13 protein-coding genes are annotated in these 13,418 nt (G+C 72.8%); 8 read left to right on the plus strand and 5 right to left on the minus strand.

The features are described 5' to 3' along the window. Nucleotides 1-114 precede the first annotated feature (114 nt). From QI633_RS06325 to QI633_RS06350, 6 genes are read left to right on the plus strand one after another with little or no spacing between them, the layout of a single operon-like run. Complete coding sequence (locus QI633_RS06325; protein WP_282428450.1) at nt 115-1,227, plus strand: ABC transporter substrate-binding protein; 1,113 nt, start codon at nt 115-117, stop codon at nt 1,225-1,227. Further along, nucleotides 1,224-2,249: an iron ABC transporter permease gene (locus QI633_RS06330; protein WP_260806116.1), complete on the plus strand. Its 1,026-nt coding sequence runs from the start codon at nt 1,224-1,226 to the stop codon at nt 2,247-2,249. The genes QI633_RS06325 and QI633_RS06330 overlap by 4 nt, the downstream gene beginning before the upstream one ends. Beyond that, nucleotides 2,246-3,022, plus strand: coding sequence for a heme ABC transporter ATP-binding protein (locus QI633_RS06335; RefSeq protein ID WP_282428451.1), 777 nt, complete (start codon nt 2,246-2,248; stop codon nt 3,020-3,022). The genes QI633_RS06330 and QI633_RS06335 overlap by 4 nt, the downstream gene beginning before the upstream one ends. Further along, entirely contained in the window at nt 3,016-4,107 is a 1,092-nt protein-coding gene (locus tag QI633_RS06340) for a hypothetical protein (protein ID WP_282428452.1), read from the plus strand. Before QI633_RS06335 ends, QI633_RS06340 begins: the two co-directional genes overlap by 7 nt. Further along, nucleotides 4,100-5,329, plus strand: a complete 1,230-nt coding sequence (locus QI633_RS06345) for a hypothetical protein (RefSeq protein WP_282428453.1) — start codon at nt 4,100-4,102, stop codon at nt 5,327-5,329. Before QI633_RS06340 ends, QI633_RS06345 begins: the two co-directional genes overlap by 8 nt. 47 nt (nt 5,330-5,376) lie before the next feature. Continuing rightward, nucleotides 5,377-6,777: an HtaA domain-containing protein gene (locus tag QI633_RS06350; protein WP_282428454.1), complete on the plus strand. Its 1,401-nt coding sequence runs from the start codon at nt 5,377-5,379 to the stop codon at nt 6,775-6,777. A 32-nt stretch (nt 6,778-6,809) separates the two neighbouring features. On the opposite strand, the gene QI633_RS06355 is transcribed toward QI633_RS06350, so the two are convergent. The 3 genes from QI633_RS06355 to QI633_RS06365 all read right to left on the minus strand — a co-directional run bounded on the left by QI633_RS06355 (nt 6,810) and on the right by QI633_RS06365 (nt 9,884). Further along, nucleotides 6,810-8,246 (minus strand): hypothetical protein, encoded by a 1,437-nt coding sequence (locus QI633_RS06355; RefSeq protein WP_282428455.1) that lies wholly within the window; start codon nt 8,244-8,246, stop codon nt 6,810-6,812. A gap of 119 nt (nt 8,247-8,365) precedes the next feature. After that, nucleotides 8,366-8,932 carry a TetR/AcrR family transcriptional regulator gene (locus QI633_RS06360; protein ID WP_282428456.1) on the minus strand — a complete coding sequence of 189 codons (567 nt, stop codon included), beginning with the start codon at nt 8,930-8,932 and terminating at the stop codon, nt 8,366-8,368. Between the two features lie 10 nt (nt 8,933-8,942). Continuing rightward, nucleotides 8,943-9,884 carry a YafY family protein gene (locus QI633_RS06365; protein ID WP_222117895.1) on the minus strand — a complete coding sequence of 314 codons (942 nt, stop codon included), beginning with the start codon at nt 9,882-9,884 and terminating at the stop codon, nt 8,943-8,945. Between the two features lie 62 nt (nt 9,885-9,946). On the opposite strand from QI633_RS06365, the gene QI633_RS06370 reads away from it, so the two are divergent. After that, nucleotides 9,947-10,966 (plus strand): ATP-binding cassette domain-containing protein, encoded by a 1,020-nt coding sequence (locus QI633_RS06370; protein ID WP_282428457.1) that lies wholly within the window; start codon nt 9,947-9,949, stop codon nt 10,964-10,966. After that, nucleotides 10,963-11,778, plus strand: a complete 816-nt coding sequence (locus QI633_RS06375) for an ABC transporter permease (RefSeq protein WP_282428458.1) — start codon at nt 10,963-10,965, stop codon at nt 11,776-11,778. Before QI633_RS06370 ends, QI633_RS06375 begins: the two co-directional genes overlap by 4 nt. On the opposite strand, the gene QI633_RS06380 is transcribed toward QI633_RS06375, so the two are convergent. Together QI633_RS06380 and QI633_RS06385 are read right to left on the minus strand one after the other, a co-directional pair. Continuing rightward, on the minus strand, nt 11,779-12,354 hold the full coding sequence (locus QI633_RS06380; protein WP_141799905.1) for a Uma2 family endonuclease: 576 nt from the start codon (nt 12,352-12,354) through the stop codon (nt 11,779-11,781). An 80-nt stretch (nt 12,355-12,434) separates the two neighbouring features. After that, nucleotides 12,435-13,409 carry a DUF2332 domain-containing protein gene (locus tag QI633_RS06385; protein WP_282428459.1) on the minus strand — a complete coding sequence of 325 codons (975 nt, stop codon included), beginning with the start codon at nt 13,407-13,409 and terminating at the stop codon, nt 12,435-12,437. Between the last annotated feature and the right edge of the window lie 9 nt (nt 13,410-13,418).

The raw sequence follows: 13,418 nt of genomic DNA on the forward strand, positions 1-13,418 counted from the left end.
CTCGACAGATTGTCGACAAGATTCTGACAACTTGTCAAGACGTCTCAATCAAGATTAGCCTAGCCTAAATAAGGTTGACCTAACATCTTGATCCGAGAGTGAGCACCCGCCGTGATGTCCCACCCCGTCCGATCGCCGCGGCGCCTGCTGGCCGCCGCGTCCGCCACGCTCCTCCTCGCGGGCTGCGGGCTCTCCTCGCCCGCTGCGTCGGAGCGCAGCGGGGGAGCGGACCGCGGTACGGCGGCCCCGCGGCTCGCGGACGTCACGCCGCTCGCCGACGCGCGGGACTGGACCGGTGCGACCAGCGCGGTCGTCGCAGACGGCACGGTCGACCCGGTCGCGACGCCGGAGCCCGCGCTGCCGGTGACGGTGACCGATGCGCAGGACACGTCGGTGACGGTGAAGGACGCCAGCCGGGTGCTGGCCCTCGACGTCTACGGCACCCTGGCCCGCACGGTCTTCGAGCTGGGGCTCGGCGACCGCGTCGTCGGGCGCGACATCTCCACGCAGTTCGACGAGGCCGCCGGCCTGCCGCTGGTGACGCAGAACGGCCACGACCTGGCGGCCGAGGCCATCCTCGAGCTGGACCCCACGGTCATCCTCACCGACACCTCGCTCGGGCCGTGGAACGTGATCCTGCAGATGCGCGACGCCGGCATCCCCGTCGTCGTGGTCGACAGCCACCGCGGCCTCGACAACGTCGCCGAGCTGACCACGCAGGTCGCCACGGCGCTCGGCGTACCGGAGGCGGGCGCGGCCCTCGTCGAGCGCACCGCCGCCGAGGTCGACGACGTGCGTACGGCGATCGCCGCCGTCGCGCCGAAGGCGGAGACCGACCGGCTGCGCACCCTGTTCCTCTACGTCCGCGGTCAGTCCGGCGTCTACTACCTCTTCGGCGAGGAGTCCGGCGCCGACGGCCTGATCGACGCGCTCGGGCTCTACGACGTCGCCGAGGAGATCGGCTGGGACGGCATGAAGCCGGTCACCGACGAGGCGATCGTCGCCGCCCAGCCCGACCTGGTGCTGATGATGAGCGGCGGCCTCGACTCGGTCGACGGCGTCGCCGGCCTGCTCGAGCGGCTGCCCGCACTGGCGAACACGCCGGCCGGCGAGCACGAGCGGTTCGTCGACATGGAGGACTCGCAGATCCTCGGCTTCGGACCGCAGACCGCTGACGTCCTCAACGCCCTCGCTGTCGCCGTCTACGCCCCCGAGGCCGTCTCGTGAAGGTGGGCCTGCTGGGCGGGCTGACCGGCCTGCTCCTCGTCGCGCTCGTCGTCGGCGCCGGGCAGGGCCAGATGCACGTGCCGCCGCTGGAGGTGCTCGGCTCGGTACTGCACCGGATCGGGCTCGACCTCGGGCCACTGCCGACGCACCCGCGCGCCGAGGACACCCTGTGGGACGTGCGCTTCCCGCGGGTCGTGCTCGCCGCACTGGTGGGCGCCGCGCTCGCGACCGCCGGTGCGGTGATGCAGGGCATCTTCGGCAACCCGCTCGCCGAGCCCGCCGTGGTCGGCGTGTCCTCGGGCGCTGCGGTCGCCGCAGGCTGCGTGATCGTCCTCGACGTCGCGGTGCTCGGCTCGTGGACGATCGCCGCGGCCGCCTTCCTCGGTGGCCTCGCGGCCACCCTGCTCGTCTACCTGCTCTCCCGCGACGGCGGCCGCACCGAGGTCGTCACCCTCGTCCTCACTGGCATCGCGCTCAACGCGATGACCAGCGCTGCCCTGGCGTTCCTGATGTTCCTCGGAGACCAGCAGGCCCGCGAGGAGATCGTGTTCTGGACCCTCGGCAGCCTCAACGGCACCCGCTGGGCCGCGGTCGCCGTGGTCGCCCCGCTCGCCGCCGTCGGCATCGCCGCCGCGCTCGTCCTCGCGCGCCGCCTCGACCTGCTCGCTCTCGGCGACCGGGCCGCGTTCCACGTCGGCGTCGACGTGGAGCGGCTGCGGCTCGCGGCCATCGTGGTCGTCGCGCTGCTCACCGCCGCCGCCGTCTCCTTCTGCGGCATCATCGCGTTCGTCGGACTGGTCGTGCCCCACCTGGTGCGGATGATCGCCGGTCCCGGGCACCTGCTCCTCGTCCCCGCCAGCGCGCTGGGTGGCGCGGTGCTGCTGACCTTCGCCGACCTGTGGGCGCGCACCGCCGTCGACAACGCCGACCTCCCCATCGGCATGCTCACCTCCCTCGTCGGCGGCCCCTTCTTCTTCTGGCTGATCCGCCGGTCCCGTCGCACCGCAGGAGGCTGGGCATGATCGAGGCCCGCGGCATCCACGTCACCCTCGGCGACAAGGCCGTCCTCGACGGCGTCGACCTCACCGTCCGGCCGGGCGAGCTGGTCGCACTCGTCGGCCCCAACGGCGCCGGCAAGTCCACCCTCCTCGGCGTCCTGGCCGGCGACGTCCGGCCCGGAACGGGAGCAGTCCACCTCGCGGGGCGGCCGCTGGCGTCGTACGCCGCCCGCGAGGCCGCGCAGCAGCGCGCGGTCCAGCTCCAGCAGCAGGGCCTGGCCTTCGGCTTCCGGGTCCACGACGTCGTGGCCATGGGCCGCTCGCCGTGGCACCGCACCCCACGGTCGGTGGCCGACGAGGAGGTCGTGGCCGCGGCGATGGTGCGCACCGACGTCGAACGTCTCGCCGAGCGCACCTTCCCGACCCTGTCCGGCGGGGAGCAGGCGCGCACCTCCTTCGCCCGAGCCCTCGCCCAGGAGACGCCGGTGCTGCTGCTCGACGAGCCCACCGCGGCCCTCGACATCCGCCACCAGGAGGCGGTCCTCGGGGTCGCCCGGTCCGTTGCGGCCGAGGGCTGTGCCGTGGTCGTGGTGCTGCACGACCTGTCCCTGGCGGCCGCGTACGCCGACCGGATCTGCATCCTCGCCGAGGGCCGGGTACGGGCGGTCGGCGCGCCGCGCGAGGTGCTCACCGAGGACCTGCTCGGCGAGGTCTACCAGCACCCGGTGCGGGTGCTCGACCACGACGGCACACCGGTCGTCGTACCCGTTCGAGCTGCGCAGGAGGCGCGATGCTGACCCGGACCGTGCTCGTGCTGCTCGGCGTGCTCGCCTCGCTGGTGGCGCCCGTCCCCGCAGCCCACGCGCAGGCCCGGGTCTCGATCAGCAGCGACCGCGGCGGCGCGGTGGTCGACCCGACGTACGCCACCACCCTGGAGGTCGGCGGCACCGGCTTCCAGTCGGTCCGCGGCGGTCACGGCGGCATCTACGTCTTCTTCGGCACCGTGTCCGGGAACTGGCGGCCCAGCAAGGGCGGCGTCACGGGCGAGGACTACTTCTACGTCCCCGACAGCGAGAGCCAGGCCAACGCCGGCCACCAGAAGTACGTCGCCTTCCCCGGCTCCGACACCGCCGCCTCCGCCAACGGCGGCACCGTCTCCGCGGCCGGCCGCTGGTCCACCACGATCACCGTGCCCGGCGCGACCTTCCAGGCCGTCGACCGCGACGGCGGCACCCGCACCGTCGACTGCCGCAAGGTCCGCTGCGGCATCATCACCGTCGGCGCGCACGGCGTCACGAATGCCGCCAACGAGACCTTCACGCCGGTCACGGTCAAGGACCTGTACGGCGGCAAGGCACCTGACCCGGCCGGGTCTCCCGCTGCCGGGGCTCCCGCTGCGGAGGAGGCGGCGGCTCCCGAGGTCGTCGTACCTGACGTTCCGGCTGCTCCTCAGGCAGCCGCCGCACCGGTGCTGAGCGTGGACCGGGCCTCCGCTGTCGCCGGCCGGGCCCTGTCGTTCACCGCCCGCGGCCTGACACCGGGCGCCCAGGTCTCGGCCGTCCTCGACGACGGTGTCGCCGCAGCCGGGCCGTTCCTCGTCGGTGCCCAGGGCCAGGTGACCGGTGTCCTCACTCTCCCCGTCGCCGCGTCCGGAGGCACCCACGAGCTGCGCCTGTACGGGCTCGACGGCGACCAGCCGCCCGTCGTCCGGTTCGCGATCGCGGCCGGCGACGAGCCGGTGGCTGCGACCGTCGCGCCGGCCGACCACGGGCGCGCCACCGACCGCTGGGGGATCGGTTTCTTCGTCGCCGCCGGGGTCGTGCTCGCCGGCGCCCTCGCCCGCCTGGTCCTCGCCCGCCGCAGAGGTGTCTCCGGTGCGTAGGCCGCTCGCCGCCATCCTCGCCGCCGCCGGGCTGGTCGCCTGGCTGGTTGCGCTCGTCACCCTCGCCGTCACGCCCGCCCGGGCGGACGAGCCGACCGACCCGCCGACGACCGAACCGACGACCGAGACCCTCACCGACGCCGTGCTCCGCTGGGGGGTCAACACCGAGTCGAACACGGCGGCGTACAACCCCGGCACCTACAACTTCCTCGTCGCCGGCCGGATACCCGATCCCGGCCGGGGCGGCCAGCAGGTGCCGGAGGCCCAGTGGCAGCAGCGCTCGGGCGACGTCGAGATCGAGAAGTGGGATGCGGCCGCAGGCGCGTGGAAGGACGCCACCTGGGCCGGGCTGCGCACCGACAGCACCGGCGCCGCGCTGCGGATCGGCAGCTCGAGCAACCACCAGCTCGTCTTCGGGAAGGGCACCGGAACCCTCGACCGGACCGCCGGCACCGCGCGGATCGCGTGGCAGGGGAGCGCGACGGTCGTCTTCTACTCGGGGTTCTCGTTCTTCTACCTCAGCGATCCGGTGCTCGAGGTGGCCGAGGGCCGCGGCACGGTCACCGCGACCCTGAGCGGCTTCGGTTCCGACCAGGCCGATCCGACCCGGTGGGTGGCGGTCCCGGCCGCGCAGGTCACGATCGCGACCCTGCCGCAGGTGACACTCGGCGCCGACGGGTTCACCGCCGACCCGACGTACCGCGGTGTGACCGTCGACCTCGCCGCCGGCGCGCAGGTGCGGTCCGGCCAGGACTGGGGCGCGTTCCCGCAGTCGTGGGTCGCGTTCATGGAGCCGCTCGGGACGGCCGCGTTCTGGTACTCCAGCGGCGGCAGCGCCGATCCCAACAAGGTCGCCGCCCCGCTCACCGTCGCGTTCGACGCCGGCCGGGTCGTCGTACCGACCCCGACGGTCGCGACCAGCACGCCGCCGGAGATCCACAACAGCGCGCCCCCGCCGCCCGCCACGACCGCGGCCGCTGCCGAGCCCCCCGCGGCAGCACCTGCCGCCCCCGTCGTCGTGCCGCCGCCGGCCGTCGCGGCGCCGTCACCCGAGCAGCCGCTGCTCGCGCGCCCGGCCACCGACCTGCGCCCCGTGTCGACGAGCACCCCGGCGCCGGCCGCACCCGCGGCCCGCTCCTGGCCCTGGTGGGGCGGCGGCGCGCTGCTGCTCGTCGCGGCGGCCGCCCTCGTCGTACCTCCGCCCGTGCGCGGCCTGCGCTAGCAGCCGCCTGCCTGTCCGTCTCGGGACCACCACAGAAGGGAACACCCATGTCCATCCGACCGACCCGGCGCCGCTCCTTCGCCGCGCTCACGGCCGTCGGCGTCGCCGCTGCCGGCCTCGCCCTCGTCCCGGGGGCACCCGCTTCGGCCACCCCGGCTCCGTTGAGCCTGCAGTGGGAGATCTCGCAGCAGTTCGACGACCACCTCTCCACCCATGTCCTCGGCGGCGGTGCCAGCGAGGACGCCGACGGCGTGATCACCTTCCCCGGAGGCGAGGGAAGCTACGACGCCGCCACCGGTGTCGCGAGCGTCGCGTACGACGGGTCCGTCGAGGGCGCCTTCGTCATGGCGACGACGACCTACTACAAGGTCACCGTGGCCGACCCGGTCGTGTCGGTCGACGCCGCTGGCAACGGCTCGATCTCGGCCATCGTGTCGGCCTGGAACGCGGCAGGGATGGGCAGCGAGGAGGCGTCCACCGCGCCGACGCGTGTGGTCGTGACGACCTTCGACGCCGAGGCCTCCGACTGGACCCAGGCCGAGGGCGTGGCCACCCTGAGCGACACCCCGGACTGGGCCGGTGTGCTGCCGGCAGACAGCGCACCGGCGACCGAGCTCGGTATCGGCGCCGGCAAGCCGGTCGGCGGCGGCTCCTTCGCGCCGTCCTTCCTCGGCCAGCTCACGCCGGGCGTCCGCGCCCACTTCTATGCGAGCGCCGACAACCAGCCGAAGAAGGTCGCCGCCTCCTTCACGGCCAGCGCCCCGATCGCCGACGCTCCGGCCGTCACGGCGTCGCCCGTCACCACCGCGGCCGGCGTCGAGATCGCGGTGAGCGGCGAGAACTTCGTCAACTCGGACATCAGCGGTGGCGCCGGGGTCTATGTCGGGCTCGCCCCGGCCGGCGGCATGCCGACCGCGAGCTCCGCAGCCGAGGGCATGGCCAAGTTCGCCGCTGCGACGTACCTGCCGACGGCGGCACTGGCCGAGGGGTCCTTCGCGGTGAGCCTGAGTGCCGCCGCGGACAGGCTCGACCCGCGCCAGAAGTACGCCGTCTACACCTGGCAGGCACACGCGCACGCCAGCAGGCACCTCGACACCGAGACCCCGGTGAGCATCGACTGGACCAAGCTGGGCTACCCGGTCGCGACCACCGCCACCGCCACGGTCACCAAGAAGCCGACCAGCAAGAAGAAGGGAACGGTCATCGTCGCCGTCCCCGGCGGCAAGTACGCCGCCACCGGCCAGGTCTCGGTCGTCTACAAGGGCGGCAAGCTCAAGGGCAAGAAGGTCAAGCTCGTCCGGACCCTCGCCCTGGGCGCCGACGGCACCGTGACGGTGAGGCTGCCGAAGTCCGCCAAGGGCAAGCGCACCCTCAAGGTCACCTATCTCGGTGACCCGGTGCACCGGGCCTCGGCCACCACGACCGTGAAGGTCAAGGTCAAGAAGTAGCGACGCGCACCTGCGACCTCGCCGCCGTACTGTCAGGCGGCGAGGTCGCCGGCGAGCGTGACGGCCTGGTGGGCGTGCACCTGGTACTCGGCTCGAGTGATGGGTCGGGTGCCGCCGCCGGTGACGAGGCGGTAGAGGCCGTGGGGTGTGCCCCAGATCCACCTGTCGGGGCCGAGCTGCATCACCGTGTAGCCGAGGTGGGTCTTGGCTCGGTGGTGGTGCCGGGTGAGTGGGGTGTCGTTGTGGTCGCCTGTCTGGCCGGGTGGTCCGTGCTTGTCGTAGGCGACGGTGTGGTCGTGGTCCGGTGGGCGGCCGTTGCTTGTGAAGAGGCTGGTGGCGTGGGGGAACACGTCGCCGACCGTGCGGAGCTGGGTGCGCTGTTTGATGTCGGTGGGGTGCTCGTAGCCGTTGACCGAGCGTCCGGTGTGCAGGTCGATCACGGGCTGCACTCTGATGGTCGCGTGGCGACCCAGGAGGTCGCTCACCTGGGTGAGGAGCCGAGGTCCGAGGCCCTCGACGCGGGCGAGGGGACCGAGGGCGCCGGTGTCGGTGAGGGAGATGTGGACGATGAGCTCGGCGGTCGGGTTGCGGGGGTCTCGTGACGGTTGCTGCGCAACCTCCTCGACCTCCGAGGTGTCGTTGATGCCGTTCAGGAAGGCGAGGACGGCAGCGGGGTCGGCGAGCATCGCGAACGCCTCGGCCCGCCAGTGATCCATGCCCAGCGGCTCCGCACCCTCAGGGACCTCGGCGTGCTCAGCGAGGGCAGCGGCGAGGTCGTCGACCGTGTGCTGGTGGGCGAGGGCGTCGGCTTCGTCGAGCCTGGCGAACACCGTCCCCACACCAGCCGTGTTGTCGGCGTTGTCGGCGCTGTCGCTCTCGTCGACCTGGGAGCCGGGACGCGGCTTGGGGTACCAGACACCCTTTTGGTTCTGGTTCTTCTCGATCCGGCCCTGGTGAGCAACGGGGTCGGCCTCGATCACCTTGGCTTCGGCGATGGCGAGGATCCGGGATGGTGCCTGGTCCAACGCGGCGGCGACGGCGGTGTCGACGATGTGGATCTGGTGGCGGTCGAGGGTGCGGGACATCCGTGCGACCCGCCGCACCACCCACACCTCGCAACGTCCTTCGCGGACCCCGGCCCACACGGCGGGGAGGCGGTGGCGCAGGTCGAACGCGTCGGCCAGGGCGCCGCGGGTCGAGAGCACGTGCTCGTGCCGGGCGATCGCCATCTCGACCAGTGCGAGGTCGGCGACCTCCGGGGTGCCGTCCCCGCCCAGGGTGATGAGCCGCGGCCCGCCGTACCGGACCGGGACCGCGTCGGGCTCGGTCTGCGGGTCACCGGAGTGGAGGTCGGCCCAGGCGAGCAGCAGCTCAAGCTTGTCGATCTCGACCTGGCGGGCCATCCGGACGCGCTCTTCGGCCGCGTGGAGCAGCTGCTCCGGTGTGGCATCCGAGAGGTCCGAGATCATGCACCCATTCTACTCGCACATATGTTCGAATCCTATGGTCTGCGAGGAGTTTCTCCTTGTTTCTAGGGGTTTTCGACCCCGCGTGGACCGCAGCCCGCGGGCGGCGAATGACCAGGTACTCAAGCCTCGACCCCCACCGCCCGCAGCACGAACGACTCGATCGCGGCGGACGGCAGGTGCCGGGGGCTGAGGCACGCGTGGACCAGGGAGAGTGTGGCGTCGGCGTCGTCGTACCTGAAGGTGCCGTCGGCCCGGCCGCGCTCCAGGATGGCGCGCAGCACGTCCTCGACCGCGACGACGTGCTCGCGTATCTCGAGCCGGGCGGCCGGGGACAGGACGCCGTACAGCGACGGGCCCAGGCCCATGTGGAACTTCTCGCCCGCGGCGAGGTGGTGGCGGACGTAGGTCCGCAGCTGGTCGGCCGGCTCCGCGTCGGCGTCGAGCGCGGACCGCAGGTCGGTCGTGTAGGCGTCGGTCTCGTGGGTCGCGAAGGCGACCAGCACGGCTTCCTTGTCGTGGAAGTGGTGGTAGATCGAGGTCCGCCCGATCCCCGCGCGCTCGGCGATCGCCGCCATCGTGACGGCGTCGAAGCTGCCCTCGCCCATCAGCTCCGCAAAGGCGTCGAACACGCGGCGCTGGACCAGCTCGCGGTGGTCGCTCAGCGACTCTCCGAGGATGCGAGGCACGCCCGGAAGACTAGTGGACCCGTGCTGCCAGCCGCGTGATCAGTGCGTTGAGCTCGGCCGGCTCCTCGACCTCGAAGTCGTGGTCGAGGTTGGCCAGCACGAGCACCGGCCAGTCCAGGGTGTCGGTGTTCATCGTCATCCGGCAGGTGGCCGCGCCCAGCGGCTCGACCTCGCCCCAGCGCCCCATCACCGCGTCGACCTCGGCGGCCGGCGCCTGGACGACGATCCGCACGTGGTGGCGCTGCGGCCGGTTGCGCAGGCCGCGGCTGACGTACTGCGCCGCGTCGCCGCCGGGGATCTCGCGAGGGCGGAACCGCTGTCCGGTCGTCGCCGGTACATCGGCCAGCCGGTCGACGCGGAACGAGCGCCAGTCCTGTCGCTCGCGGTCGTGGGCGACCAGGTACCAGCGGCGGCCGAGGTTGACCAGCCGGTGAGGCTCGACGCGGCGGGTGGTGCTCGTGCCGTCGTACGCGGTGTAGGCGAAGGTGACCACCTCGTCGTCGCGGCAGGCCTGGGCCAGCGTCGTCAGCACCGTCGGGTCGAGCGGCGGGCCGCCCGACCACGGCAGGCCCTCGGTCTGGGTCTGCAGCGCGCCCATCCGGCGGCGCAGCCGCGGCGGCATCAGCGCGATCACCTTGGTCAATGCCTGCAGGGTGGTGTCCTCGAACCCCGGGACGCCGCCGTTGGCCGCAGCCCGCAGCCCGACCGCGACGGCGACCGCCTCGTCGTCGTCGAGCAGCAGCGGGGCCATCGCCCCGCCGGCACGCAGCTGGTAGCCGCCGGCCGCCCCGCGGACCGCGTCGACGTCGTACCCCAGGTCGCGCAGCCGCTCGACGTCGCGGCGCAGGGTCCGGTCGCTGACCTCGAGGCGCTCGGCGAGGTCGCCGCCGGACCAGAACCGGTGGGTCTGCAGCAGGGAGAGGAGGCGCAGCATCCGGGCTGAGGTGGACATGTTTCCAAGATAGTCAGTAATCAGGACAGAACCTGACAGGAATGCTCCCTAGCGTGGTGGTCATGGAGAAGAACACGACCCACCAGGCCAGCGGGCCGGTGATCCGCACCGCCGGACTCACCCGCCACTTCACGCGCAACAAGCAGACGATCGAGGCCGTCCGCGGGCTCGACCTGGAGGTGGCGGCCGGCGAGCTGGTCGCCTTCCTCGGCCCCAACGGCGCCGGCAAGTCCACCACCCTGCGGATGCTCACGACGCTGATCGCGCCGACCTCGGGGACCGCCACGGTCGCGGGGCACGACGTGGTCCGCGACCGCGCCGCCGTACGCCGATCGATCGGGTACGTCGGCCAGGGCAATGCCGCCGGCCACCAGTACCGCGGCCGCGACGAGATCATGTGCCAGGCCCGCGCGCACGGCCTGTCGCGGCGCGACGCGCGGATCCGGACCGAGGAGCTGCTCGAGGCGTTCGACCTCACCGAGCACGCCGACCGCCCGGTCGCCCAGCTCTCCGGCGGCCAGCGGCGTCGCCTCGACGTCGCGATCGGCCTGGTCCAGGAGCCGCCGATCCTGTTCCTCGACGAGCCGTCGACCGGCCTCGACCCGCAGAACCGGGTCAACCTGCAGAAGCAGGTCCGCCGGCTCAACACCGAGCTCGGCACCACGATCGTGCTCACCACGCACTACCTCGAGGAGGCCGACGCCCTCGCCGGTCGCGTGATCGTCATCGACCACGGCCAGGTCATCGCCGACGACCGCGCCGCCGCCCTCAAGTCCGCCCTCGGCGACCTGGTCGCCATGGACTTCGCCACCGCCGACGACGCCCGTGCCGCGGCCACCCGCGCCGACCGGATCGACGGCGCCCAGGTCACCGTCACCGGCAGCCACGTCGCGGTCCGCGCCGCCTTCGGCCGCGACGCCGCTCCCGGCCTGGTCGCCGACCTCGCCGCCGCCGGCACCCCGGTCGCCCGGATCGAGGTGGTCGGCCCGACCCTCGACGACGTCTTCCTCGACCTCACCGGGCGCAGCCTGCGCGAGACCTCCCAGACCACCTCCACCTCCACCGAAGGAGCAGCAGCATGAGCATCGACCACGCCCCCACGGTCGCGCCGGCACCGGCCGTCCGTCGTACCCGCGTCGAGTCGCGCTCGGTCGGGATCCTCGCCGACATCGTCAACGTGCTGGTCCGCGAGCTGCAGCCGGTGCTGCGCCAGCCGGCGTCGGTGCTGTTCGCGATGGTGCAGCCGCTGGTCTTCCTCGGCCTGTTCGCGCCGCTGCTGCCCGACACCCCCACCGGGTCTGCGCTGCAGTGGTTCGTCCCGGGCATCGTGTCGATGACGGCCCTGATGAGCGCCTCCTTCACCGGCGCCAACCTCTCGGAGGAGATCATCAGCGGCTCCTTCGAGCGGCTCCTCGTCTCGCCCGTGCGCCGCTCGTCGCTGCTCATCGGCAAGGCGCTGCGCGAGATGGTCCCGCTCCTGCTGCAGACGCTGATCATCGTCGCGGTCGTGACGCCGTTCAGCTTCGACCTGCACCTCGGCGGTGTCGTCGTCGGCGTGCTCGTCCTGGTCCCGTTCAGCGTGGGGCTCGGCGCCCTCAGCCTCGCCCTCGCGGTCGCCGCGAAGGAGCAGGCCTGGGTGTTCTGGACTGTCCAGCAGACCGTGATCTTCCCGCTCCTGCTGCTTGCCGGCGTCCTGCTCCCGCTCGACGGCGCCCCCGCTTGGCTGCGCACCGCCTCCGACCTCAACCCGCTCAGCTACATCGTCGACGCGGAGCGAGCCCTGTTCGCCGGGTCGTTCCCCGCAGACACCGTCCTCGCCGGGTTCGCCGCGTCGCTGGTCGTCGCCGCGTTCGGGCTGTGGGTCGGCGTCCGGCGGATGAACCGCGCGAGCTGATCAGAGGTCGAGCAGGTCGACCGGTGTGATCGTCACCGCGAACGGCTCGCTGGCCGTCCAGGTCTCCTGGGCGGCCACGCGGGCCGTCTCGGCGTATCTGCCGTCGCGCAGCGACCACACGGTCAGCTCGGGCTCCTTCGGGTCGATGGTCCAGTAGCTCGGGCAGCCCGCAGCCGCGAGGATCTCCATCTTGGGGCCGAGGTCGTAGGCCTTCGTCGACGGGGAGTGCACCTCGACCGCGAGGAGAGGCGGCACGTGGATGCCGGACTCGGTGAGGTCGGAGCGCCGGGTCACCAGCACGTCGGGCTCGAGCACCGACCGGTCACCCAGGCGCACGTCGATCGGTGCGCCGAACACCTTCAGGTCTCGAGGCGCCGCTGCTCGGAGCAGGACGAACAGCTCACCGACGATGACCTGGTGTCGCGGGCGCGGGGACGGGGACATCAGCAGGACCCCGTCGAGCAGCTCATGCCGGTAGCCGTTGTCGGGGATCGCGTCGCGCTCCGCGACCGTGATCGGCCCCTCGCGCACGATCACGTCGCCGAGCTTCGTGGTCGGCGGCCGGACGATGGTCATGGCTCCCATGGTGCCTCCTTGTCTCCATGCCGACCAGCGTGCAGGAGACCTACGACGAACCGGGCCGGTCATCCACAGGGTCACGCCGTCCAGCGCAGCGCTCGCCCGTGACCGTGTGTCTGCGCGACCATCCGCCCGTCGATCCCGAGCACGAACGTGGGGTGCCCGTCCGGGATCGGCGGGCCGGTGGCGGTCACGGAGGGCAGCACCTGCTTGCCCTCGTTGCTCACCCAGTGGCACGCGCCGGAGCCGACGAGGTCGCGCATCAGCGCGTCGAACTCGAGTCGGCGCGGCGGCGGCAGGTAGACGATGACGGCGCTGTGGAACACCACGACGGTCCCGTACGCCGACGCGCGCTCCACCATCGCCGGCAGCTCCTCGACCAGGTCACCCGCGACCACCCTCGGCGGGTCGGTCCGGGCGACCTGGATCGCCCGCTCCAGCCGCGCCCGCCGCTCGTCCTGCTCGGGCCAGACCAGGGTCTCCAGCCAGGCCATGTCGTCGCGGTCGGTGACGTCGAGCGGGTGGAGGTCGATGCCGCCGCGCCAGGCGATCTCGGGCGGCACGGCCGGCAGGGGAGCGGCTCCCTTCACCCGGCAGGGCAGTCGCGGTTCGTCACCCAGCAGCACCGGACCGTCGTCCGTCGACCAGGCGTAGCCCCAGCGGTCCGGGTACAGGCACAGCCCCGCGGACGCGCCCACCTCGAGCAGCGCCAGCGGTCCGGCGAAGGAGCCGAACGCGGGCACCAGCGTCGCCAGCCGGCCGACCTCGTTGGTCTGCGTCGCCCGGGCCAGGATGGTGGCGCGGAGCGGACCGGTGTCGTCGAGCAGCGCGGCCCGCAGGCCGGCGTAGGGCCCCGGCGCGGGCACGCCGTGGTGCCGGGCGGCGGCGAACACCAGGTTGGGCTGCTGCTTCACCGCGGGCAGGGTCCGGATCCAGGCGACGACCTCCGGATCGTCGGCGACCGCGGCCGCCCACGCAGCGAAGGTAGGTGAGTCCGTCGCCTCGGCGGCGAAGGCGCGGTAGGACTCCTCGACCTCGGCGTACGGCTCCACGGCCGCGGA

Origin of the sequence: Nocardioides sp. QY071 (genome assembly GCF_029961765.1) — a bacterium.
Classification (GTDB): domain Bacteria; phylum Actinomycetota; class Actinomycetes; order Propionibacteriales; family Nocardioidaceae; genus Nocardioides.

Bases quoted from the DNA above. Each gene is read 5' to 3' on its own strand.
- QI633_RS06325 (WP_282428450.1), top strand. From the start codon at position 115: ATGTCCCACCCCGTCCGATCGCCGCGGCGCCTGCTGGCCGCCGCGTCC.
- QI633_RS06335 (WP_282428451.1), top strand. From the start codon at position 2,246: ATGATCGAGGCCCGCGGCATCCACGTCACCCTCGGCGACAAGGCCGTC.
- QI633_RS06340 (WP_282428452.1), top strand. From the start codon at position 3,016: ATGCTGACCCGGACCGTGCTCGTGCTGCTCGGCGTGCTCGCCTCGCTG.
- QI633_RS06350 (WP_282428454.1), top strand. From the start codon at position 5,377: ATGTCCATCCGACCGACCCGGCGCCGCTCCTTCGCCGCGCTCACGGCC.
- QI633_RS06355 (WP_282428455.1), bottom strand. From the start codon at position 8,246: ATGATCTCGGACCTCTCGGATGCCACACCGGAGCAGCTGCTCCACGCG.
- QI633_RS06365 (WP_222117895.1), bottom strand. From the start codon at position 9,884: ATGTCCACCTCAGCCCGGATGCTGCGCCTCCTCTCCCTGCTGCAGACC.
- QI633_RS06370 (WP_282428457.1), top strand. From the start codon at position 9,947: ATGGAGAAGAACACGACCCACCAGGCCAGCGGGCCGGTGATCCGCACC.
- QI633_RS06375 (WP_282428458.1), top strand. From the start codon at position 10,963: ATGAGCATCGACCACGCCCCCACGGTCGCGCCGGCACCGGCCGTCCGT.
- QI633_RS06380 (WP_141799905.1), bottom strand. From the start codon at position 12,354: ATGACCATCGTCCGGCCGCCGACCACGAAGCTCGGCGACGTGATCGTG.